This is a genomic window from Kitasatospora sp. NPDC018058, assembly GCF_044327205.1.
Taxonomy (GTDB): Bacteria; Actinomycetota; Actinomycetes; order Streptomycetales; family Streptomycetaceae; genus Kitasatospora.
In genome coordinates this window covers 1-20,056 of the sequence record NZ_JBIRFA010000004.1, presented here as the reverse complement: position 1 = coordinate 20,056, position 20,056 = coordinate 1, and the positions used below count along the sequence as shown (strand labels likewise).

General features: G+C 71.8%; 24 protein-coding genes and 1 tRNA gene. 14 read left to right on the top strand and 11 right to left on the bottom strand.

Going from position 1 to position 20,056, the window contains the following annotated elements; genetic code table 11:
- Positions 1-8: 8 nt before the first annotated feature.
- The 5 genes from ACH4E7_RS06775 (at position 9) to ACH4E7_RS06755 (ending at position 2,314) form a co-directional block, all read left to right on the top strand.
- Positions 9-539 (top strand): hypothetical protein, encoded by a 531-nt coding sequence (locus ACH4E7_RS06775; protein ID WP_396247923.1) that lies wholly within the window; start codon positions 9-11, stop codon positions 537-539.
- Positions 536-835, top strand: coding sequence for a hypothetical protein (locus ACH4E7_RS06770; RefSeq protein WP_396247922.1), 300 nt, complete (start codon positions 536-538; stop codon positions 833-835). The genes ACH4E7_RS06775 and ACH4E7_RS06770 overlap by 4 nt, the downstream gene beginning before the upstream one ends.
- On the top strand, positions 835-1,767 hold the full coding sequence (locus tag ACH4E7_RS06765) for a glycoside hydrolase family 25 protein (protein WP_396247921.1): 933 nt from the start codon (positions 835-837) through the stop codon (positions 1,765-1,767). Before ACH4E7_RS06770 ends, ACH4E7_RS06765 begins: the two co-directional genes overlap by 1 nt.
- Positions 1,767-2,048, top strand: a complete 282-nt coding sequence (locus tag ACH4E7_RS06760; RefSeq protein WP_396247920.1) for a hypothetical protein — start codon at positions 1,767-1,769, stop codon at positions 2,046-2,048. Before ACH4E7_RS06765 ends, ACH4E7_RS06760 begins: the two co-directional genes overlap by 1 nt.
- A gap of 68 nt (positions 2,049-2,116) precedes the next feature.
- Positions 2,117-2,314 (top strand): hypothetical protein, encoded by a 198-nt coding sequence (locus ACH4E7_RS06755; protein ID WP_396247919.1) that lies wholly within the window; start codon positions 2,117-2,119, stop codon positions 2,312-2,314.
- 56 nt (positions 2,315-2,370) lie between these two features.
- Here the strand turns inward: ACH4E7_RS06755 and ACH4E7_RS06750 are convergent, their stop codons facing one another.
- Positions 2,371-2,628, bottom strand: a complete 258-nt coding sequence (locus tag ACH4E7_RS06750; RefSeq protein ID WP_396247918.1) for a hypothetical protein — start codon at positions 2,626-2,628, stop codon at positions 2,371-2,373.
- 150 nt (positions 2,629-2,778) lie between these two features.
- Here ACH4E7_RS06750 and ACH4E7_RS06745 point away from each other — a divergent pair, with 150 nt between their 5' ends.
- Positions 2,779-3,045: a hypothetical protein gene (locus ACH4E7_RS06745; RefSeq protein ID WP_396247917.1), complete on the top strand. Its 267-nt coding sequence runs from the start codon at positions 2,779-2,781 to the stop codon at positions 3,043-3,045.
- Here the strand turns inward: ACH4E7_RS06745 and ACH4E7_RS06740 are convergent.
- Entirely contained in the window at positions 3,042-4,079 is a 1,038-nt protein-coding gene (locus ACH4E7_RS06740) for a helix-turn-helix domain-containing protein (RefSeq protein ID WP_396247916.1), read from the bottom strand. The two genes, ACH4E7_RS06745 and ACH4E7_RS06740, sit on opposite strands and share 4 nt — an antisense overlap.
- Positions 4,080-4,149: 70 nt before the next feature.
- On the opposite strand from ACH4E7_RS06740, the gene ACH4E7_RS06735 reads away from it, so the two are divergent.
- Positions 4,150-4,383, top strand: a complete 234-nt coding sequence (locus ACH4E7_RS06735; protein WP_396248236.1) for a hypothetical protein — start codon at positions 4,150-4,152, stop codon at positions 4,381-4,383.
- Entirely contained in the window at positions 4,380-4,598 is a 219-nt protein-coding gene (locus ACH4E7_RS06730; protein ID WP_396248235.1) for a hypothetical protein, read from the top strand. Before ACH4E7_RS06735 ends, ACH4E7_RS06730 begins: the two co-directional genes overlap by 4 nt.
- A gap of 190 nt (positions 4,599-4,788) precedes the next feature.
- On the opposite strand, the gene ACH4E7_RS06725 is transcribed toward ACH4E7_RS06730, so the two are convergent.
- A complete protein-coding gene (locus ACH4E7_RS06725) occupies positions 4,789-5,034 on the bottom strand; it encodes a helix-turn-helix transcriptional regulator (protein WP_396247915.1) in 246 nt (81 codons plus the stop codon).
- 220 nt (positions 5,035-5,254) lie between these two features.
- Between ACH4E7_RS06725 and ACH4E7_RS06720 the strand changes: the two genes are divergently transcribed.
- Positions 5,255-5,401 carry a hypothetical protein gene (locus tag ACH4E7_RS06720; RefSeq protein WP_396247914.1) on the top strand — a complete coding sequence of 49 codons (147 nt, stop codon included), beginning with the start codon at positions 5,255-5,257 and terminating at the stop codon, positions 5,399-5,401.
- On the opposite strand, the gene ACH4E7_RS06715 is transcribed toward ACH4E7_RS06720, so the two are convergent.
- The gene (locus ACH4E7_RS06715) at positions 5,382-6,389 is read right to left on the bottom strand and encodes a LuxR C-terminal-related transcriptional regulator (RefSeq protein ID WP_396247913.1); all 1,008 of its coding nucleotides are present in this window, start codon (positions 6,387-6,389) and stop codon (positions 5,382-5,384) included. The two genes, ACH4E7_RS06720 and ACH4E7_RS06715, sit on opposite strands and share 20 nt — an antisense overlap.
- A gap of 141 nt (positions 6,390-6,530) precedes the next feature.
- Between ACH4E7_RS06715 and ACH4E7_RS06710 the strand changes: the two genes are divergently transcribed.
- Positions 6,531-6,746: a hypothetical protein gene (locus tag ACH4E7_RS06710; protein ID WP_396247912.1), complete on the top strand. Its 216-nt coding sequence runs from the start codon at positions 6,531-6,533 to the stop codon at positions 6,744-6,746.
- 432 nt (positions 6,747-7,178) lie between these two features.
- Here ACH4E7_RS06710 and ACH4E7_RS06705 read toward each other — a convergent pair.
- Positions 7,179-7,250 (bottom strand) — tRNA-Val (locus ACH4E7_RS06705).
- A 335-nt stretch (positions 7,251-7,585) separates the two neighbouring features.
- Here ACH4E7_RS06705 and ACH4E7_RS06700 point away from each other — a divergent pair.
- Both ACH4E7_RS06700 and ACH4E7_RS06695 read left to right on the top strand, forming a co-directional pair.
- The gene (locus ACH4E7_RS06700) at positions 7,586-8,884 is read left to right on the top strand and encodes a hypothetical protein (RefSeq protein ID WP_396247911.1); all 1,299 of its coding nucleotides are present in this window, start codon (positions 7,586-7,588) and stop codon (positions 8,882-8,884) included.
- Positions 8,885-8,934: 50 nt separating this feature from the next.
- Entirely contained in the window at positions 8,935-9,153 is a 219-nt protein-coding gene (locus tag ACH4E7_RS06695) for a zinc ribbon domain-containing protein (protein WP_355669388.1), read from the top strand.
- Here the strand turns inward: ACH4E7_RS06695 and ACH4E7_RS06690 are convergent.
- The 3 genes from ACH4E7_RS06690 to ACH4E7_RS06680 form a co-directional block, all read right to left on the bottom strand.
- A complete protein-coding gene (locus ACH4E7_RS06690; RefSeq protein WP_396248225.1) occupies positions 9,150-9,971 on the bottom strand; it encodes an HAD family hydrolase in 822 nt (273 codons plus the stop codon). The two genes, ACH4E7_RS06695 and ACH4E7_RS06690, sit on opposite strands and share 4 nt — an antisense overlap.
- Positions 9,972-10,033: 62 nt before the next feature.
- Entirely contained in the window at positions 10,034-12,586 is a 2,553-nt protein-coding gene (locus ACH4E7_RS06685) for a phosphoribosyltransferase (RefSeq protein WP_396247910.1), read from the bottom strand.
- Positions 12,587-12,622: 36 nt separating this feature from the next.
- Positions 12,623-13,816: an HpcH/HpaI aldolase/citrate lyase family protein gene (locus tag ACH4E7_RS06680; RefSeq protein ID WP_396247909.1), complete on the bottom strand. Its 1,194-nt coding sequence runs from the start codon at positions 13,814-13,816 to the stop codon at positions 12,623-12,625.
- Between the two features lie 352 nt (positions 13,817-14,168).
- On the opposite strand from ACH4E7_RS06680, the gene ACH4E7_RS06675 reads away from it, so the two are divergent.
- Positions 14,169-15,371 (top strand): TerD family protein, encoded by a 1,203-nt coding sequence (locus tag ACH4E7_RS06675; RefSeq protein WP_396247908.1) that lies wholly within the window; start codon positions 14,169-14,171, stop codon positions 15,369-15,371.
- 127 nt (positions 15,372-15,498) lie between these two features.
- Here ACH4E7_RS06675 and ACH4E7_RS06670 read toward each other — a convergent pair whose 3' ends face one another.
- Complete coding sequence (locus ACH4E7_RS06670) at positions 15,499-16,251, bottom strand: Tellurium resistance (RefSeq protein WP_396247907.1); 753 nt, start codon at positions 16,249-16,251, stop codon at positions 15,499-15,501.
- 398 nt (positions 16,252-16,649) lie between these two features.
- On the opposite strand from ACH4E7_RS06670, the gene ACH4E7_RS06665 reads away from it, so the two are divergent.
- Positions 16,650-17,804: a DUF2637 domain-containing protein gene (locus tag ACH4E7_RS06665; RefSeq protein ID WP_396247906.1), complete on the top strand. Its 1,155-nt coding sequence runs from the start codon at positions 16,650-16,652 to the stop codon at positions 17,802-17,804.
- A 178-nt stretch (positions 17,805-17,982) separates the two neighbouring features.
- Here the strand turns inward: ACH4E7_RS06665 and ACH4E7_RS06660 are convergent, their stop codons facing one another.
- Entirely contained in the window at positions 17,983-19,077 is a 1,095-nt protein-coding gene (locus ACH4E7_RS06660) for a DUF475 domain-containing protein (protein ID WP_396247905.1), read from the bottom strand.
- Between the two features lie 149 nt (positions 19,078-19,226).
- Positions 19,227-19,805 (bottom strand): TerD family protein, encoded by a 579-nt coding sequence (locus ACH4E7_RS06655; protein ID WP_396247904.1) that lies wholly within the window; start codon positions 19,803-19,805, stop codon positions 19,227-19,229.
- Positions 19,806-20,056: the final 251 nt, after the last annotated feature.

Below are 20,056 nucleotides of genomic sequence, written 5' to 3'. Positions count from 1 at the left end.
GAGGATCCATGCCCCTACCCGTCCCCGTCCCGGCCAGCGTCGTACCCGGCGGCTACGAGACCGGGGCCCTGTGGAACGCGAACGTGTACAACGGGCTCACGTTCCTCCTCAACGCGCCGCTTTTCCAGGGCTACCAGTCCGCCGCGCAGAGCATCCCCAACGGCTCCGTCACCGCCATCGGCATCGACACCACCACGATCGACACCTACGCCGGTCACTCCAACACCGTCAACAACAGCCGCTACACCGTGCAGGCCGGGGCCGCCGGCTGGTACCAGGTGACCGCCGCCCTCGGGTTCGTTGCCAACGCCAACGGCGCCAGAGCGCTGGAGATCCACAAGAACGGCACCGTCATCAAGCTCGGCTACGCAGGAACCGACGACAGCCGCGTCGACATTGCCGCCGCGCTCCAGGCCACCGCCATCATCCAACTCGCCGCCGGTGACTACGTGGAGGGATTCGCCTACCAGACCTCCGGCGGCGCCCTCGCCACCAACCCCTCCGCCACCGGCATGACCGTCATCTGGAAGCACGCATGACCATCCCCGCGCTCGTCCTCGGCTGCACCGCCACCGGCTGCACCAACTCAGCCGCCGTCCAATGGAAGCGCCGCACCGACCCCGGCCACACCCTCGCCGTATTCGCCTGCGACAGCCACGCCATCACCCTCGACGCCGCCGCCCACGTCCACGCCACCACCTGCACCGCGCCCGGGCCCTCCGGCTGTACCTGCACCCCCGAACCGATCCCGTCCGGGACGCCGGTGCAGGCCACGCCCCCGAATCTGCCGCCCGGCTGGGCGACCCCCGCGACCGCACCGACTGGAGCCGCCTGATGGGTATCTACGGCCAGGACTGGGCCAGCTACCAGGACGCCCAGCCCGACACCTCGGGGCTCTCGTTCGTCTTCACGAAAATCACCGAGGGCACCAGCTACATCAACCCGCGCTGGGTCGCCCAGCGCGACCACGCCAAGGCCAGCGGCCTCGTGTGGGGCGGCTACCACTACCCGCACATGGCCAACTCGCCCCAGGCAGAGGCTGACTACTTCCTCGCCCAGGTGAACTGGCGACCCGGGGACCTGATCGTCCTGGACTGGGAGGGCTACGACCCGGCCAACCAGGACGTCAGCCGGTCCGCTCAGCTCGCCTACAAGGAAGCGTGGCTCCGCTACGTCAAGAGCCGCATGCCGAACAACCCGGTCGGCATGTACGCCAACGTGGACTACTGGAAGAAGGTCGACACGACCGGCTTCTACGGCGATTTCCTGTGGATCGCCACTGTCGGCCGTTCCGCCGGGGACCCCGGCATCCAGGCGCCATGGCTGTTCCACCAGTACAGCGACCAGCCCCTCGACTCCGACTACTGCCACCTCGGCAGCGTCGGCGAGCTCCGAGCCTGGGCCCTCTCATTCGCTGGCTCCGCGCCAGATACCACCGCTCCGGCGCCGACCGCGCCCCCGACCGAGGAGACTGACATGCCTCTGACCGACGACGACGTCAACCGTGTAGCCCAGCGGGTCGTCTACCTGCTCGCCCAGGGCCTGGCCGGGCAGGCCCCGAACGGTGCCGACGACAACCTGAAGTGGCTGATCGACTGGTACCACCAGTGCAGCCAGTCCAGCATGGGCGCCGCCCTGGACTACAAGCTCGGCTCGGCGGGGGTGGCGGGGCTGTCCCAGAAGATCGACGCTGCACCCGCCGCCGTGGCCCAGGCCCTCGCCAGCGGCATCACCCTCACCGTCAACACCACCGCCAAGGGGGCCTGATGTCCGACTCCGCCCGCCGCACCGCCCGCACCATCCTCGCCGTCGTCCTCGCGCTCGCCGCGGGCCTGCCGCTGCTCGTCCGCACCGCTGGCCTGCCGGACACTCTCCCCGGTGTCGGCACGGTCCTGGCGGTCGCCGCCGCGATCACCCGCATCCTCGCCCTGCCGCAGGTCGACGCCTGGATGCCGTCCTGGCTGAAGATGACCCCGCCGAAGGCGCCGCTGCCCGACCCGGTCGAGGCGCTGGCGCCGCCCGTCCCGCCGACCGCGAGCCGCGAGTGAGCCCGGAGCCACCCCCGACCTCCCTTGGAACGGAGGTAGCCGTCAAGCTGGAGCAGATCCGCGGCACCATGGAAACGGGGTTCGCGACCCTGAACGGCCGGCTGGACGTCGCGCTGACACGGACGACCCAGGCCGAGGCCGACATCGCTCAACTCCGTGCCGAGGTCGAGGCCCTGAAGCGAGGCCGCTGGCCCCTGCCGACCATCGGCGCCATCGGCGGAGTCGTCGGAGCCATCACCGCCGTGTACGCGGCACTCCACCCCTGAACCACCACACCCCCGCCCTCCTTCGGGAGGGCGGGGGCGCTTCGTTGTGCTCGGCTTCAGCTGGTGGCCTCGCCGTCGAGCGCGGCTTTCGCGGCGTCGAGGCTGGCTTGCCAGGTCTGCGCGTAGCAGCCGGCGCCCCGGGCCTCTTCCCAGATCGGGTGCGCGCGGAGGGCGAGTGCCCGGTCGACGTACGCGTCCCGTGCGGCGTCCACGTCGCCGCCTGCCTCCCGAGTGGCGGTCATCGCCCGGTCGGCCTGCAGTGCGGCGGCGTGGAGCGGGAGCACGTCTTCGGGGAGCGGCAGAGGCTTGGGCATGCCGCCATCGTACGACCGGCATCCGACAATCCAGGTCAGACGGTGGCTCCGCTCATCGCCTACTGAACTGCCACGCCCCATTAGGGGGATATGCGGCTTCACCCTGTTCATGGGCTGACTAATTGTCACAGGCCCCATACACTCGGCGCTATGGACGCGAACGAGGCCGAGTTCGAGTACGTGATCGACTATGTGATCGCCGAACCGGATGATGAGGTCAAGCCGGCCCGGCAGACGCTCCGTGTTCGGGTCGTAGACCCCGCTCCGACACCTGGGTGCGGGCCAGCCATTGCGTACATCCACCGGGCCCTGCGCGAGGCCATCCGCGAGACCGATCCCGATGCGTATGCGCGCATCGAGCACCCGGACGACCTGGTCATCGTGAAGCTCCGCGACGCGGCGACCGCGGAAGCCTAAGCCCTGCGTCGGGCGTCCTCCAGCTTGGCCATGTAGAACGCGGCATCCCGCGGGTAGCCTTCCAGTTCGGCCAGCCCGTCACCGAGTGCATCGGCGGCGCGCCGCCAGTCCCGTGCCGCGTAGGCCGCCTCGCCCAGCAGCAGGCGCGCCCGGGTGGGCGACAGCCAGTACAGCCAGCCCGGCCGGTCATCCTCATCCGGCGTCCTCAGGGCTGCCTCGTAGGCTTCATCCGCCAGCCGGTGGGCGCGGTCACGCTCCCCCACCGCAGCCGCCGCCATGGCCGCCGTGTGAGACGCGATCGAGGCCGCGCTTGGCGACAGGCCGGCGCCGCCCCCTATAGCCGTCTCAGCTGTCCGCAGGGCCCGAACCGGGTCACCCGCGCCGAGCTGGTAGTACGACCGCACGCGAGTAATCCAGGACGCCATGTCGGCACTGCCTGCGTCCAGCGCCCAGCCGTGCGCGACTCCGAGCCATGCCAGCGCGGCACCGTATTCCCCCTGACCATGGGCTACCCAACTGAGCCAGTGCGCGTGCTCAGCGCTCAGCAGCAGCAGCTTGTCCGCCGTCGGGCCGGAGGCCCCGGGGATGAGCCGCGTGACGGTGTCGAGCTGGCTGCGGACGACCGGCCAGAGGTCGGCCCCGGCGCCGTCGTCCTCGGCTCGGCGGTGTTCGGCGAGGACGCGGGCGATCCAGTCGGCCGAGCGGATATCGGTGCGGCCGGTGGTATGGGCGCGGGCGATACGCTCGGTGAGTTCGGGATCTGGCGCCCAGGTCGATGCAGACGCGCTCAGATTCAGTAGCTCGGGGGGCACGTTCAGCCCTTCGGTGATCCGGGTCATCACGGCGGATTCGCGCACCGTGCGCCGCCCTCGTTCGATGAGGCTGACGTCTGCCTGGCTCAGCCCGACCAGGCCCGCGAGGGCGGTCTGGGAGATGTTGGCGGCTCGCCGGTACTCGCGCAGGATGGCAGCCCAATCGGTCCGCGCCCAGGCGGCACGCAGACGCGGGTTTGCCCATGGTGACGTCTCGGTCATGAGTTGACGATATGTCAGGCATATAGAGCTGCATATGGATTGACCCACATCGGGTGACGACGATTCCACCATGACGGTCGACATGACGATGCTGGTCGAATACAGGCCACCCGGCGGCGAACCCAGGCAGATCAGAGTGACCGGCGAGCAGCTGCACGGCCGGGCCTGCGTCGTCGGCCCTGGATGTACCGGTGAAGTGCTGGTTGACGCCGGCCACGTCCGCACGTCCACCGGCGAGGGCTCTGCCCCGCTCGGCTGGCCTGTGGTGGCCCACCGAGCGTGCGTTGAGATGGAGGCGCAATGACCACAGTCGCACCCCGGCCGGATGCGCCGGCCGCCATCGTCATCCGCCTGGACGTCAGCCGGGCCGGCCGGTACGTCAGCGCCGAGTGCCAGCTGGGCGCCCACTGGGGCTGCCCCGGCGGCCTCCCCGCCGAGGCCGGCGACCCGCCACTGCTCTGCATGTGCGGCGCCACCGACTGCACCTGCTCGCGACACCTGCCGACTGGTGAGCGATGAGCATGGCCGGCGGCAAGCCCGCCGATCCCGAGGAAACGGCCAACTCGTCCGGCTACTGCCGATACTGCGATGGGTACGGCCGAGGCCGATTCGACGGCATCCGCACCTCACACACCGACTGGATCACGGACCACGTCGGCTGTCCGGAGCCGCCCGAGGAGTAGGCCGCTGGCTCCGTGGTTAGCTGGGGCTACCCGTAGAACAGCCTCCATGTTTCGACGCCGAACACCCGAGCGATGGCCACGAGGTCGTCGAGACTGGGTGGGGTGCGCCCGTTTTCCCAGTTGGAAATCGACTGCCGGTCGCGGCCAACCATTTCGCCGAGGCGCTCCTGGCTGACACCCCGCTGGCGCCGGAGGAAGCGGATCCTGTCACCGACCTCGCGACGTTCCTGCAGCTGGCGGGTGTCTGGTGGGCGCTGGGGCGGGGTTGGCACGCATTGACGCTCGCCCGACCAAGATCAAAAGTCTGCATACCAAAGTCCCCATCTGTTCGACTTTCCGTTCGCTTATGATTGGTACATGCAACCGGGGGGACCAAACCGGGAGCAAACCCTGAGTACCACCCACACCCTCGCCATCGACGCCCACGAAACGCGCCACGTCGACCTTGCGGCCGCCATCGCAGCCTTGGGCAACGCGCTCACAACCATGCCCTTGGACCCGGCTCAGCGCGACGCGTACCTCTGGTTCCTCGGAGACGAGGGCCGGGTTCGGGACTTCCTACTGGCCGACGGCGAGTACCGGCTGACCTTCGTGGCCAACCAGCGGGAGCACGTGGCCGTCATCCGCCGACCGGAGTGATCCCCCGGTAGTGGCCTTCGTTCTTCCCGTACCAGTAGGTCAGCTGCGCTAGCGACTCGACCCCCACCGCTTCACGGAGGGGGTCAAGGTGCGTTGACACCGTACGGCGGCTCACGCCGAGGGCTCGGCCAATGACCTCCAAACCATTTCCCCTAATCAGGCCCTCCACGATCGCCTTCTGAGTCGAAGTCATCTCGACCAGCGCGCTCCCGTCCCACGGCAGGGCGCTGTCCCACAGCAGGTCCAGCATGGTCGCCAGGCATCGAACCACGGCCTCGTCGCATATGAGGAGGGCACGCTCTTCAGGCGCAGGCCCAGGCCCTTCCCATGGGGTGAGCACCGCGGTGACTGCCACCTTGCGGTCGATGATGACCGTACGGGGGAAGCGGTTCGGCACCGTACGCACCTGGGCGCCATGCACCGTTACGGTGGCCGCCCACTTAGCGGTCGGTTCGTCACCCCTGGCCGTGTAGTGGTAGATGGTGCGCATCTTGATGCCGCGTTGGAGCACGGCCAGGTCTCGCTGATAGCTGAGAGCAAGCTGGGCAGCCGGGCGCGGGCCATTCGGCTGAGCAGTGAACAGCTCCGCTTCACATGCCGCCAGGAGCGGCGTGAGCCGATCCTGGATCACGTCCAAGCCCACCAGGTACTCGATGGCGCCCCCGTCGGACACCGGCCGAGCCAGCTGGTACGCGCCGATCAGATCGTTCATGTCGGTGGCGACAGATACGGCCTGCGCCAGGTACCTGCTACCGAGGTTCTGAAGGTGGTTCTGCAGGTGAAGGGCTGCCGTAGAGGCATTCAGGGCTACGTAGTGCCCGGGGCGGTTCGGGTCGGGTGCAGCAAGCCTCAGACCGAGGAGTTCGTCGAGCGCGTTGCCGGGCTGAGGCAGCGTGCTGGATCCCGCCAGCAGGCCGCGGTAGAGCTGCTTGGCTTCCCAACTGAGAAGGTTTTGATCAAGCTCGGCGCCCCGATTGTCCACTTTCACCCCATCAGCAGACTTCCACTGTGGGAAGTGTAGCTGTCACCCCGCGTAGAACGCTTGAAGCTGCAACAACCCGCGCGAACACTAGTACGTGCGCGTTAAGAGTTCACGCACACCTTCCCCGAGCACTGAAAGGGGTGTCCCATGTCTCGCACGTGGATCGCCCGCCGCGCTGCTGTCGCCCTAGTCGGAGCCGCTCTTGTCGCCGGAGCGGTGCTGGCAGGCGCGACCACGCCGTCCGGCGCACGGCCGACCGTCGCGGACTCCAGCTGGGGCGGCATTGCCCCGCCGAACCCGGACCCGGACCTGACGGTCTCGGCGGCACCCATGACTGTCAACGACTCCTCGTGGGGCGGCTGAGGCACTCACAGGCCCGGCCGGCGGCTGCTCTCCGACCGGCCGGGCCCCCGCACGCCCCCACGGAGTGCCCGCCGGAAACGGGCGCTACGAGGGGGGACCGTGAGGTCGTAGGAATCCTACTGACCTCGCTACCGCTTGGGACCCGCCGCATGGTGGGGCCGAGCAATCTGCCGGGGCAGGCCTGACCCCCCTCTTCCTCGGCATGAAAGCGCCCCCAGGCCGCTGCGGCGGTTGGGGGCGCTTCCACGTTATGGCGGCTCCGACCTGCAGGTTCCCCATGATCGTTTGGGAGGAATTTAGGAGGCGGGCCCGCGTAGTGAGACTGTGGCGAGACTGTTCGAGACTGTGGTGAGACTGCCGGAACAACTGCGGCCCAGGTCAGGATCATGCTCCTGACCTGGGCCGCAGCCTGCGTTTCACCTGTTCACGGGGTGGGCGCGGACGGTTTCGAACCGCCGACATCTGCTTTGTAAGAGCAGCGCTCTACCACTGAGCTACGCGCCCCCGTACGTGGCCCGATGGGCGCACGACGAGTGCCTAGGGTACCTGGTCCCGGGGGGTGGTCGCGGCACGGGCGGACGGGCGGGGGCCGGGTGGGCTCTGTGGAGGGCGCGGGCAGCGCCCGCGGGGCGGGCCGGAAGCGCCGGGGTGGGGCCCACCACGCAGGCGGCGGGCATGCCGGGGAAGGCGCAGGCCCGGGGTGCCCTCGCGAGGGGCGGATCGGGGAGAATGGGCGCGGATCAGCGGGTAGTCGGAGCAGGGAGCGCGCAGTGGCGGTGGCCGGCGGGAGCGGGCGGCGGGGGCGGCGTCGGGTGGCGGGGGCCGTCGGGGATGCGCTGGTGTTGCCGGTGGTGCTGGCGGGCGCGTTGGGGGCGGTCGCGCTGGCGTCGGCCGGCAGTGGCGGCTGGTGGGGCCGGCGTGGCGGGGAGGGTGTGCGGGCGGAGGCCAAGGAGGCCCGGGCCGCGGCGCAGGAGGCGTTCTACGAGCTGGACGAGACGCAGCGCGAGGTGAGGCTCGCGGTGGAGACCGTCCGGGCCGCCGAGGACGACGCGACGGCGCAGCGCGCGCTGGCCGAGCTGCCGGCGATCTCCGGCCGGGTCGAGCAGGTCACCGTGAACTACCTGGCCGCCCTGGACGCCCATGACCTCGACAGCGAGGCGTTGGACGCCGGTTCGGCCGCCCGGGCCCGGCGCCTGCTGGAGGACGTGAAGGGCCAGCTCGGCTCCGCCCGCGCCGAGCTGAACGACTTCCTGCGCCGTCTGCAGCCGACCCTCCAGCACGCCGAGCAGCAGCTGATGCGGGTCACCCCGGCGGTCGAGCAGGCCAAGCGCGCGCTGCTGCAGGCCACCACCACGCTGGACGAGGTGCGCGGCGCCGGTCTGCGGGCGGACGACCTGGCGGCCCGGCTGGCCGAGCTGGCCCCCGAGCTGGGGCGGCTGAACGAGGGCCCGGCCCGGCACGGTGTGGCCGCCACGCTGCGCCGCGCCGACGAGGTGCGGCAGCGCGCCGAGGCGGTCACCGCCGACGCCGCGCAGCTGCCGGAGCGGGCCCGGGAGCTCGACCGACGGCTGTCCAGCCTGCGGACCCGGATCCAGGCGCTGGAGACCAAGGCGGCGACGGTCGAGCCGGCGCTGAGCGAGCTGCGCCGCCGGTTCAGTACGGCCTGCTGGCAGGACCTCCAGCAGGTGCCCGCGCAGGTCGCGGAGACCGGCCGGGCCGCCGAGCGCAAGCTCGCGGAGGCCGCCCGGGCCCGGGACGAGCAGCGCTGGGCGGACGCCACGGCCGCGATCGGCACGGTCCGCGCGCTGCTGGAGACCGCGGACGGCTCGGTGCTCGCCGTGAACGAGCGGCTGCGCGGGCTGAACGAGGTGCAGCACGACCCCAACCGGGAGATCGAGCGGGCCCGATTCGCCGTCCGGGACGCGCAGCGCCTGGCGATGGTGGGCCGCAGCGCGCCGGATCCGCGGCACGCGGCCCCGCTGGACCAGGCGGTGGCCCGGCTGGACCAGGCGGTGGCGACCCTGCAGGCGGCCGGCCGGCACCCCGACTACTGGCACTTCCTGACCGAGCTGGCGGCGGTCCGGGAGACGGCGGCGCAGGTGATCGGCATGATCCGCGGCGACCTCGGCCATCGATGAACACCGGTGACCATGCCACCGACCACGGCGCCCATCGGTACCCTGCCGGTATGCCACGCTACGACTTCCGCTGCCGCTCCTGCGGCGCCACCTTCGAGCTCAGCCGCCCGATGGCGCAGGCCAACGACCCCGCCGTCTGCCCGGAGGGCCACCAGGACACGGTGAAGCTGCTGTCCACCGTCGCCGTGACCGGTGCCGCCGGTGCGGCCGGCGCCGCACCGCAACAGCCCGCGGGGGGCGGTTGCTGCGGCGGCGGTTGCTGCGGTTAGTCCGTAGGCGGTCGGACGACAGCGGTCAGGAACCGACGGACGATCTCCTCCCCCGCCGCCACCCCCACCTCAGCGAGGGCGGTGACGCCGGGGGCGGTCCATCCGCTGTCGGCCAGTTCGCCGTGTCCCGGCCGCCAGGCGGCGTGAGCGGCGAGCAGCAGGTCGACGTCCAGCAGCGAGTCGCCGGCGGCCAGCACGGTGGTGGCCCCGCTGCGCCGGACGGCCTCGGCGAGTGCGGCGCTCTTGCCGAGCGGCTCCGGCACGGCGTACACCTTCCGTCCCTGCAACGAGACCCGCCAGCCGCGTTCGGCGCACCAGCCGGCCAGCTCCGCCAGCCAGCCGTCCGGCAGCCGGTCGCGCTCGATCACCAGGTAGGTGAACAGCTCGTCGGCCACCCGCCGTTTACGCGTCCACTCGGGGTCGGCGCACAGCGCCAGGTGGCGGACCACCTCCTCCAGCGGCGCCGAGCCGGCCGCGATCCGCGCGGTGATCTCGCGACGCCAGTCCTGGTCCGGCTCGCCGTCCACCAGTAGCTGCCCGCCGTTCGCACAGATCGCGTAACTCGGCGTCGGGCCGGGCAGGTTGACTCGCCGGTACTGTTCGACGGTCCGCGTGGTGGCGGGTACGAAGGCGGCCTCGCCCGCCAGCCGTTCCAGCAGCGAGGCCGCCCGCTCAGTCAGGAAGGACAGCGGCCGCCCGTCCAGTACCTCGACGCAGAGCAGCCGCGGCGCCAGCCGGTCGGGGACGTCCAGGGCCAGGGCCCGGTCCGAGTAGATGAGCGTACGGTCGAGGTCGCTGGCCACCAGCACCTCGGCCACGCCACCCCTCAGGGCTTCCTCAGCCGCGCCGCCCCTCGGGACTTCCTCAGCCACGCCACCCATCAGGACTCCCTCCCGGTCACGGACCGACCGCTCGCCCCGGTCGCGCCCCGACTGTAGCGGGGGTGGATCAGGCCGACGCAGGTGTACGGCAGTCCGTCCACCTCCTCGACCGCGACGCCGCGTTGGGCCGCGAGCAGCCGTACGTGGTCGAGGTCGGCGCCGGCGCCGCGCCGGGCCAGCACCCGCCAGGGGACGCGGCGCAGCAGCACCCGGGTGGTCTCGCCGACGCCGGGCTTCACCAGGTTGACGTTGTCGATCCCGTACTCGGCGCTGATCCGCTCCACGGCGGTCCAGCCGGCCCAGTCGGGCGTCCGGTCCGGGTCGGCGGCCAGCCGCTCGGCCCCCTCGACCGCGGAGCCGCGAACCGCAGCGAAACAGGCGGCCACCGTGTCCAGGAAGGCCGCCGACACATCGCCGCCGGCCAGCTCGGCGTAGTACTTGGCCCCGTGGAAGTCGTCGGGGCCGATCAGCCCGGCCCGCAGCACGGTGCGCGAAACCAGCCCGGACACCGTGGAGTTGAGGCAGGCCGACGGGATCAGGAAGTCGTCCCGGGTGCCGTAGGTCCGCACGCAGCGGCCCGGGTCGGCGAGCACCGCGAGGTCCGGGTCGAAGCCGGTGCCGACCAGCGCGTCGGCGAGTTCGCGGGTGATCGCGCCCTTGCCGGTCCAGCCGTCCACGAACACCACGTCCGCCGCCCGGTGGTGGGCCGCCAGGTAGCGCAGGGCGACCGGGTCGACGCCCCGGCCGCGAACGATCGACACCGCGTAGTGCGGGACGTCGAGGTCGTGGGCGAAGGCCAGCCAGCGGCGGATCAGGATGCCGACCGGTGTCCCGGCCCGGGCCAGGGAGGCGAGTACCAGCCCGGGCCCGCGCTCGCGCAGCAGCGTCTCGGCGACGGTGCCGACGGCGAGCGCGATCCGCTCGGCGGAGCCGCGCAGCGCCTGGTGGAACAGCTCCTGGTACTCGGGGCTGGGCCGGTACTCGACCGGCAGCGACTCGGCGTAGTGCGCCCCGCCGTTCTGGACGGCCTCCTCCCGCTCCTCGGTGGGGGCTTCGAGCCGGACGTCGGAGAGGTCCTTGAGCAGCCAGGCCACCTCCTCGGGACGGTACGAGGAGAACTCCGGCCCGTACAGCGGCGAAGGCAAGGGAAGCGAAGACGAGGGCGGAGAAGACGAGGGCCGCGACGGCGGCAACGACGATGACGGCACCGGCCGGTGCGAGGGCAGCACCGCGAGCACCACCTGGTCGGCGACCTGCCGCAGTTGGCCCAGCAGCGCGCGCTCACCGCGGTGCAGCGCGGGGGTGTCGGCGACGTCGTCCACCACCAGCACCACGGCGTCGAAGCGCCGGGCCGGGTCGGCACCGGGGGCGACGTTGTAGGCGTAGCGCTCGCGGGAGGCGTCGTCCTGCGGGTCGTCGTGGGCGGGGAAGGCCAGCCGGGTGCGGATGGCGTAGCCGGGGTCGTCCACGGCGAGGACGGGCGAGCGGGTCGTGGTGGAGTACCGGACGCGGTCGCCGCCGAGCCGCGCGGCGAGCGCGTCGGCCAGCCGTAGCGGCGCGTACATCAGCTCCTCGCAGCCGAGCACCAGCACCCGCTCCGCCGCCTCGGGCAGCGCCTCGGCCAACTGCCCGGTCAGCGCGGGCAGTACGGCGTCGAGCCGGGCGCGGTCGGCGGCGGTGAAGCCGTGCCGGCCGCCGTCGGGGAGCCCGGCGGGCCAGTCCAGCGCGACCCGGACCAGCGGGGCGGGGGCGACCCTCGGCGGTACGACCGCCGGGGGCGCCGCAGCGATCAGCCGCTCGGCCCGCTCGACGATGTCCCCGGGCAGCTCGACGGCTCCGCTGGCGGTGGCCACCACGTCCAGCCGGACGCCGAGTTCGGCGGCGGCCCCGGCGAGCCGGGCCCGGTCCTCGGCCGAGCGCAGGTCGACCAGGGCGACGACCACGTAGTGGCCGCGCGGGTGGCGGGCGTGCAGTTCGCGGATGGTGTTGAGGACCGTCCGACCGGTCGAGAGTTCGTCGTCCACCAGCACCAGCGGACCGTCCCCGCTGAGGAGTGCGGGGTCGGCGGGGAGCAGCAGGTGGGCGGTGGCGTGCGAGTGCTCCTCCTCGAAGCCGCCGAGCGGGGCGATCCCGGGGACCGGCCGGCGGGTGGAGTGCAGATACGGGGCGTCCAGGCCGTCGGCGACGCTGTGGCCGAGGCCGGTGGCGGTCTCCGCGTAGCCGAGCACGACGGCCCGGGCGGCCCCCTCGGCGCCGAGCAGCTCCCGGACCCGGCGGCCGAGTTCCAGCCCGGTGCCGTGCACCACCGCGGGCCGTTGCGGGACGTGCTTGCCGAGCACGCTGGAGACCAGCAGGTGGGCACGCCGGGGGTTGCCGGACCGCAGGGCCAGGCCGACGAGTTCGGGGAGGCGCTCCGATCCGGTCAGCGCTATCCCGGCCCGGTCGGCGACCCAGCGCCCGGTCCATGTCTGCTCTGCTGTCGTCACTGCCGGTCCCGCCTTCGATGGTGCTCGTCGGATCACGTGCTCAGGTCTCACGTGCTCAGGTCTCATCACGCGTTCGGTTCCCATCACGCGTTCAGGTGGCGGTCAGCCGCATAGGCAGGCCGACAGCAGCTCCGCGAAGCTCACGTCCTCCCGGGCCACGCCGAACACCTCCGCCCGCAGCAGCACCCGCTCCGCCCAGGCGCGGTGCGGCCGGGCCTCGTTCATCTTGTTGGTGTACGCCGAGCGCAGTACCCCGCCGCCGGCCTGCTCCTGGCGGAGGATGTCGTGGGCGTCGCAGTACTCCTCGTGCGTGACCACGGAGAGCGCGTGCACCGCGGGGACGTGGCTGGGGTGGATGCAGGTCTTGCCCAGCAGGCCGTTGGCCCGGTCGAGTTCGAGCTCGCGGATCAGCCCGTCCAGGTCGTGCTCGATGATCCGGCGCCGGACCTCCTCCCCGGAGGCCCGGGCCGTGCCGCCGGAGGCGGCGAACGGGGTGCGGCGCAGCTGCGGCTTGAACATCCGCTCCTGCACCGGGAAGTACTCCCAGACCGGCCCGGTCACGGTGTAGCCGGTGCCGTCCGCCCGGCCGAGCACGTTGACCACGTCGCCGATCACCGAGGCGACCAGCGCCACGTCGTACGCGGTGAGGTCCGGCGAGCGGCGCAGCCCGTAGGCGGAGCAGAGGTCGGTGACGCCGAGCCGGACGGCGAGCACCCGCTCGCGGTGCCCGGCGAGCAGCTCGCCGATGCCGAAGAGCTGCTCGCGCCGGCTCTCCAGGTGAGCGAGTTCGGGCGATTCCAGGACGGGCATGGCGAACAGCCGTCGCCCGGTCGCGGCCTCGGCGGCGGTGAGCGCGGCCAGGTAGGCGCCGCCTCCCTCGGGGGTGAACTTGGGCAGCACGAAGCCGCTGAGCAGCGAGACGGCCGGGCCGAGCCGCTCGGCCAGGTCGAGGATCTGGGAGGCGGCACGAACCCTAATGAAGAGAAGCGGGTGATCCTGTGCATAGTCGGTGAAATCCTGAACCAGGTCGGTCAACTGCTCGACCAGGTTCCGCTCCCCCGCGTCCACCTCGTGGTCGGCGATCGCGTCCTCCAGGCACAGCACCATCGAAACCACGCCCCGAGCGGCCTGTTTGCGGATGTCGGCGGCCAGAACGGGCCTGGTGGCGGGGCTGTAGAGGGTGCCGCCGAGGGCGGTGGCGAGCACCGCGGGCTCGCTGTCCGCGGTGAACGTCCGCGGCTGCTCCAGGAACAGCCGGGCGCGGACGTCGTCGGCGAGGTGGCCGAAATGGCGCAAGGTGCTCTCCTCGGGGGTGGACGGCCTCCGGCCAGCGGCTCTACCTGGGCGCTTCACCTGGAGGCACCGCCGGCGGACTCCCCTCCGCCGGACCCCCGGGGGCCTTTCGGACGCCCATCGTACGGACGATTTCCGGCCGTTCCCGGTTCCCGGGCACTGAACTCCCGGAACATCCCGGAAGCCCGTGGTCCGCTTGAACGATCACCGGATGATCACTCGCTATCACGGCGAGGGGCGCGCGGAAGGTGACGGCAAACCTCGGTCTGGCGCAAGTCTTGGCAAAGTCCGCCCCCGCCCGGGCGGTCCCGGTCACGTTGTCCGAAGGGGTGGCGAACAGGCAGGATGGTCCGCTATGACGCACGTGATGGCCAAGGGCGCCAACATCGCACTGCCGGCGGCGGCGGTCCGCGCCGTGCTGCGCTGGAGCGCCACGCCCGGTGCGCCGGACGTGGACGCGTCCGCGCTGCTGCTCGGCGCCAACGGCAGGGTCCGTTCGGACGCCGACTTCGTCTTCTACAACCAGCCGCGCCACCCCTCCGGACTCGTCCGCCACCTGCCCAAGCAGCACACCTCCGGCGGCGCCGAGATCATCGACACGGTCGAGGTCGAACTCGCCAAGCTGCCCGCCGACGTGGACCGGGTGGTGCTGGCCGGCTCCTCCGAGGGCGGACCGTTCCGGGCCGTCCCCGGACTGCGGCTGCTGCTGTTCGACGCCGCGACCGGTGAGGGCGCGCCCCCGATCGCCGAGTTCGCGATCGCCGACGCCGAGAACGTCACCGCGCTGGTCGCGGCCGAGCTCTACCGGCGCAACGGGGCCTGGAAGTTCCGGGCGATCGGCCAGGGCTACACCTCCGGGCTGATCGGCCTGGCCACCGACTTCGGCATCACCGTGGACGACGAGGCGGAGACCGCCGCGCCCGAGCCGACGCCGACCCCGGCCCCCGCCTCCACCGCCAGCCCCACCGGCGCGGTCGACCCGCGCGCCACCCCGCTGCCGGAGCGGCGCCCGGCGCCCCAGCCCGAGCCGGGCACCTTCACGCTGTCCCCGGCCGTCCCAACGCCCCAGCCCCCGGCGCAGCCGCAGCACCCGACGACCGGCCCGGCAGCGGCCGCGGGCGGCCCCGCGACGCCGCCGCCCCCTCCGCCGCCCACGGCCCCGCCGACCATGACGCCCCCGCCGACGGCTCCGCCCACCGCGCCCCCGAACGTCCCGCCGGCCCCGCCCGCGCCGCCGACCCAGCCGGGCACCGGGTACGGCTACCCCCAGCCGCAGCCCGGCACCGGGTACGGCTACCCGCAGCACCAGCCCGCGACCGGCTACGGCTACCCGCAGCCCGCCCAGCCGTACCCGCCCACGCCGTCGACCCAGCCGCAGCCCGGCACCGGTTACGGCTACCCCCAGCAACAGCAGCCGACCGTCCCGCCGCAGCAGCACCCCGGCGCCCACTACCAGCCCGGCACCGGCCAGCAGCCGCCGGTACCGCCGCAGCCCCCGACACAGGGCGTCGAGGAGTTCGCCCTTCCCCCGCAGGGCCCGCAGTTCCAGCCCCGCTAGCCGCGGTTCCGGCCCCGCCGCAGGCCACCACCGGTCGCAGCACCCCGCCGGCCGCAGCGCCCCGTCCGGCGGCCGCCCGCCGGACGGCGGGGCCGGCTCGACACGGCCCCGCCGAGGGGGAGGGCGCTCAGTCCCCGCCCCCCGGCTGGCCCTTGTACCCCCGCTGCCACTGCATCCCAAACCCGTACAGCCGGTCGATGTCCGCCTGGAACCCGTTGACGTACCGCACCTCGCGGCGCACCGTCAGCTGGTTGTCCCCCGCGTTCTCGATCAGCACCACGGCGCAGGAGCGCGCCGCCCGGGCCCGCTCGTCCAGCTTGATCTCGATCCGCGGCCCGGTCTGCGGCACGATCGTTATCACCGCGTGGGTCTGCTCGAAGGCCGGGGTTCCGTCGTAGATGTAGACGAAGATCAGCAGCCGCTTGAACTTGTCCTTCTTCTCCAGGTTGACGTACATCGTCTCGCCGGACGGCGCCCCGTACTGGTCGTCGCCGCTGAGCTTGATGTACGGCGGCTCCCGCAGGTCGCCGAAGAAGCCGCCGAGCGGCTGCACCACGCCCCGGGTGCCGTCGGTGAGCTCGTACATGCAGGCCAGGTCGAGGTCGACGTTCAGCTGCTCGTTGCCCCCCGGCGAGTCCGGCTCCAGCGGGCTCAGGATCCGGGGGCTGAAGAAGCGCTTGACGGTCTCCCGGGTACTCGGCCGGGCGGCGCCCGAGCGCATGGTCCAGTGCAGGTTGACGTAGAGGTAGCCGGTGGTGGCGGCCGAACCGGTGATCGCGTGCTGCGGCGCCGACTTGGTGAGTGTGACCTTGTGCTGCGCGCCCGGGTTGTCGAAGGTGTAGCTCTTGTCCCCGCGCAGGTACTCCCAGATCGAGACCATCCCGTCCTCTCCCCCTGCCTCCGTGCGGCGGTCCGACGATCCACCGATCGACGATCCGCCGGTCGACGATCGACGATCGACCGGTCCATGATCGGGCATCGACCCGGCCGACCGATACCCGAACTCCCCATTCCCCTACCCCGCAAGGCCGTTCGCGCCCACCCCCGACGCCAACCGGTGGGTCGATTGGCCCGAGGAAGCCGCCCTCCCGTAACATGCCGCCCCTTCGGACGCGATATCGTCTAGCCGCACAGGTGTCCCCTCCGCCCCTGCGCGGGCGCGGTGGGCACGCCGTGCGGAGACGAACGAACCGTCAGGCAGTGCCCGCACGGCGGGACCTGACCGCCTGTGTCGCACTGTGAACCTGTCCCCTGCGGAAACCCGAGGCCCGACCCGCAATGAACCTGACCTCCATACAGTTGGTCTGGACTGTCGTCGGCGGCGCAGCCCTGCTGTTCGTCGCCGTCCTGATGGCGACGCTGCGCTTCAAGAACTCGAAGAAGGACGAGGTGGGCGACTCCTGGGAGCGCAGCGAGGAGCGCCGCCGCCGCAAGGAGATGATCTACGGAATCTCCTCGTACACCCTGCTGTTCTGCTGCGCCGGCGTCGCGGCCGCGCTCTCCTTCCATGGCCTCGTCGGCTTCGGCAAGGAGAACCTGGGCCTGGCCAACGGCTGGGAGTACCTCGTCCCGTTCGGCCTGGACGGCGCCGCGATGTTCTGCTCGGTGCTCGCCGTCCGCGAGGCCAGCCACGGTGACGCCGCGCTCGGCTCCCGCCTGCTGGTCTGGGTGTTCGCGATCGCCTCGGCCTGGTTCAACTGGGTGCACGCCCCGCGCGGCTTCGGCCACGCCGGCGCCCCGCAGTTCTTCTCCGGCATGTCGATCTCGGCGGCGATCCTGTTCGACCGCGCGCTGAAGCAGACCCGCAAGGCCGCCCTGCGTGAGCAGGGCCTCGTCCCGCGCCCGCTGCCGCAGATCCGCATCGTCCGCTGGCTGCGCGCCCCGCGCGAGACCTACGCGGCCTGGTCGCTGATGCTGCTGGAGAACGTCCGCAGCCTGGACGAGGCGGTCGACGAGGTCCGCGAGGAGCGCCAGGCGAAGCTGGACGCCAAGGCCCGCGCCCGCACCGCCGACCGCCGTGAGCGGGCAGAGCTGAAGGCCATCTCCCGCCAGGGCGGCATGCTCGCCCGGGCCCGCGGCGGGCGTCAGGTTCCCGCTCTCACGGCGGCCGGAGACGGCCCGAGCGCTACGGAGCCTGCCCTAGCCGCCAGGGACGACAGCGCCACCTCCACCAACAGCTCCACCGACCGGTTCGCCCTCGACTCGTTCGAGCCGACCGCCCTGGACGCCGGCCGCCGCCCGCGGGCCGCGGTCAGCTCCTCCTACTCCTCCTCGACGTACTCGTCCTCGACGTACTCCTCGTCGACGAGCGACTCCGTCTCGACCCGTCGCGGCTCCACCGTCGACCTGACGGCCGACGACGACACCCTGTCGATGCCGAAGCTGGACTCGCTGGAGCGCAAGCTGCGCGCGATCGAGCAGCAGCTCGGCTGATCCCGGCGCCCCGGTAACGACGAAGGCCCCGGCGACAACGCCCAGACGGCACCGCCCGAACGGCGACGCGCGGACGGCACGCCCGGACGGCAACGCGAACGGCCGCCCCCGGAACCCCGGAGGCGGCCGTTGCGCTTGCCCGGCGGGCCACCCGGCCCGCAGGAGATCAGCCCGGCGACTACTGGTCGCTGGCGACCAGCTCCTTCTCCTCCGCCGCGCCCTCGCGCCGGTTGCGCAGGACGGACGAGCCCAGCGCCAGCCCGATGAAGGCGACGCCGATCAGCCCGGTGACGATCTCCGGGATGTGGTACTTGATCCCGATCAGCAGGATCACCGCCAGCGCGCCGATCGCGTAGTGCGCGCCGTGCTCCAGGTAGACGTAGTCGTCCAGGGTGCCCTTGCGGACCAGGAAGACGGTGAGCGAGCGGATGTACATCGCGCCGATGCCGAGGCCCAGGGTGATCTGGAAGATGTCGCTGGAGATGGCGAACGCGCCGACCACGCCGTCGAAGGAGAACGAGGCGTCCAGCACCTCCAGGTAGAGGAACAGGAAGAACGCGGCCTTGCCGGCCACCTGGACGACCGACTTGCCGGCCTTCTCGGCCTCCTCCTCGCGCTCGGCCTCCGCCTCCAGGCCCGATTCGAAGATCGAGGAGAGGCCGCCGACCGCGAGGTAGGTGATCAGGCCGAGGACACCGGCCAGCAGAACGGTTTCGGCGTGCTCCGCGGCGAAGAAGCGGGAGGCCAGCACCAGCGCGACCAGGGCGACGACCGTGGACAGGGCGTCCAGCTTGCCGACCTTCTCCAGCGGCCGCTCCAGCCAGCTCAACCAGTTGTGCTCCTTCTCCTCGAACACGAAGTCGAGGAAGATCATCAGCAGGAAGACGCCGCCGAAGGCCGCGATGGCCGGGTTGGCCGCTTCCAGGTACTGGCCGTAGGTGAGGCCGTTGTGGGTCGTGTCGGAATGCAGCGCGAGGTCGATCACCGTCGCCGGGTTGAGCTTCGCGGTGAGGCCGACGACCAGCAGCGGGAAGACCAGCCGCATGCCGAAGACGGCGATGAGGACACCGACCGTCAGGAAGATCTTCTGCCAGTACGGGTTCATCCGCTTCAACACCGTGGCGTTGACCACCGCGTTGTCGAAGGAGAGGGAGATCTCCAGGATGGAGAGGATCAGCACGATGCCGAAGCCTTGGGCTCCCCAGAGCAGTCCGGCCGCGATCAGGCCGATGGCGGTGATCGCGAACGACCAGCCGAATGTGCGGAGGAACACGGGAGTTGGCTACCTTTCGGGATTCTGGCCGTGCCGGGGTCGGCCTCGTCCCGAGACGCCTGACCGGGCCGGGACCCGGTCAGGTCACCCCCGCACTGCCCTCTGTTCTCATGATCGTTGGTTGGGTGCGATAAGTCCGATTTACGCCCTTACTGTACGTTGACGCCGAAGTCGAGTGCGATGCCACGCAGGCCGGAGGCGTAGCCCTGGCCCACCGCGCGGAACTTCCACTCGCCCGCGTACCGGTACAGCTCGCCGAAGATCATCGCGGTCTCGCTGGACGCGTCCTCGGACAGGTCGTAGCGCGCGATCTCCTGGCCGTCAAGGGAGTTGACCACCCGGATGTAGGCGTTGCGGACCTGGCCGAAGTTCTGCAGCCGGGCCTCGGCGTCGTAGATCGACACCGCGAAGACCACCTTGTCGGCCTGCGCCGGGACCAGCTCCAGGTTGACCAGGATCAGCTCGTCGTCACCCGCTTCGTCGCCGCCCACGAGGTTGTCGCCCTGGTGCTCCACCGAGCCCTCGGGGCTCTTCAGGTTGTTGTAGAAGACGAAGTACTCGTCACCGAGCACTCGCCCGCTACCGCAGATCAGGGCACTCGCGTCGAGGTCGAACGGTGCGCCCGTGGTCGAACGGGCGGACCAGCCGAGGCCGATCTGGACCTGCGTCAGGTTCGGCGCAGCCTTGGTGAGCGAGACGTTCCCGCCCTTGGCGAGCGTGACCACCATGCTGTTCTTCCTCCCTTGCTTCTCCCGGGGCGCGCCCTACAGGTGTAATCCCCCGCGGCCCCGGCCGGCCCGCTTTGGCCGGCTGAACTTCCTGAACTCACATCCTCGCAGCGCAGCGGACCCCGACGAAGCCGGGGCGGGCCCCCCCCCCCCCCCGCCCCGGGCCCCCCCCCCCCCCGGGCCCGCCCCCCCCCCCCCCCCCGGCCGGCCGCCCCCCCGCCCCCCCCCCCGGGCGCGCCCCCCCCCCCCGC

Coding starts and splice junctions, on each gene's coding strand:
- ACH4E7_RS06775 (WP_396247923.1), top strand. CDS start 9: ATGCCCCTACCCGTCCCCGTCCCGGCCAGCGTCGTACCCGGCGGCTAC.
- ACH4E7_RS06770 (WP_396247922.1), top strand. CDS start 536: ATGACCATCCCCGCGCTCGTCCTCGGCTGCACCGCCACCGGCTGCACC.
- ACH4E7_RS06765 (WP_396247921.1), top strand. CDS start 835: ATGGGTATCTACGGCCAGGACTGGGCCAGCTACCAGGACGCCCAGCCC.
- ACH4E7_RS06760 (WP_396247920.1), top strand. CDS start 1,767: ATGTCCGACTCCGCCCGCCGCACCGCCCGCACCATCCTCGCCGTCGTC.
- ACH4E7_RS06755 (WP_396247919.1), top strand. CDS start 2,117: ATGGAAACGGGGTTCGCGACCCTGAACGGCCGGCTGGACGTCGCGCTG.
- ACH4E7_RS06750 (WP_396247918.1), bottom strand. CDS start 2,628: ATGCCCAAGCCTCTGCCGCTCCCCGAAGACGTGCTCCCGCTCCACGCC.
- ACH4E7_RS06745 (WP_396247917.1), top strand. CDS start 2,779: ATGGACGCGAACGAGGCCGAGTTCGAGTACGTGATCGACTATGTGATC.
- ACH4E7_RS06740 (WP_396247916.1), bottom strand. CDS start 4,079: ATGACCGAGACGTCACCATGGGCAAACCCGCGTCTGCGTGCCGCCTGG.
- ACH4E7_RS06735 (WP_396248236.1), top strand. CDS start 4,150: ATGACGGTCGACATGACGATGCTGGTCGAATACAGGCCACCCGGCGGC.
- ACH4E7_RS06730 (WP_396248235.1), top strand. CDS start 4,380: ATGACCACAGTCGCACCCCGGCCGGATGCGCCGGCCGCCATCGTCATC.
- ACH4E7_RS06710 (WP_396247912.1), top strand. CDS start 6,531: ATGTCTCGCACGTGGATCGCCCGCCGCGCTGCTGTCGCCCTAGTCGGA.
- ACH4E7_RS06695 (WP_355669388.1), top strand. CDS start 8,935: ATGCCACGCTACGACTTCCGCTGCCGCTCCTGCGGCGCCACCTTCGAG.
- ACH4E7_RS06685 (WP_396247910.1), bottom strand. CDS start 12,586: ATGAGACCTGAGCACGTGAGACCTGAGCACGTGATCCGACGAGCACCA.
- ACH4E7_RS06675 (WP_396247908.1), top strand. CDS start 14,169: ATGACGCACGTGATGGCCAAGGGCGCCAACATCGCACTGCCGGCGGCG.
- ACH4E7_RS06670 (WP_396247907.1), bottom strand. CDS start 16,251: ATGGTCTCGATCTGGGAGTACCTGCGCGGGGACAAGAGCTACACCTTC.
- ACH4E7_RS06665 (WP_396247906.1), top strand. CDS start 16,650: ATGAACCTGACCTCCATACAGTTGGTCTGGACTGTCGTCGGCGGCGCA.
- ACH4E7_RS06655 (WP_396247904.1), bottom strand. CDS start 19,805: ATGGTGGTCACGCTCGCCAAGGGCGGGAACGTCTCGCTCACCAAGGCT.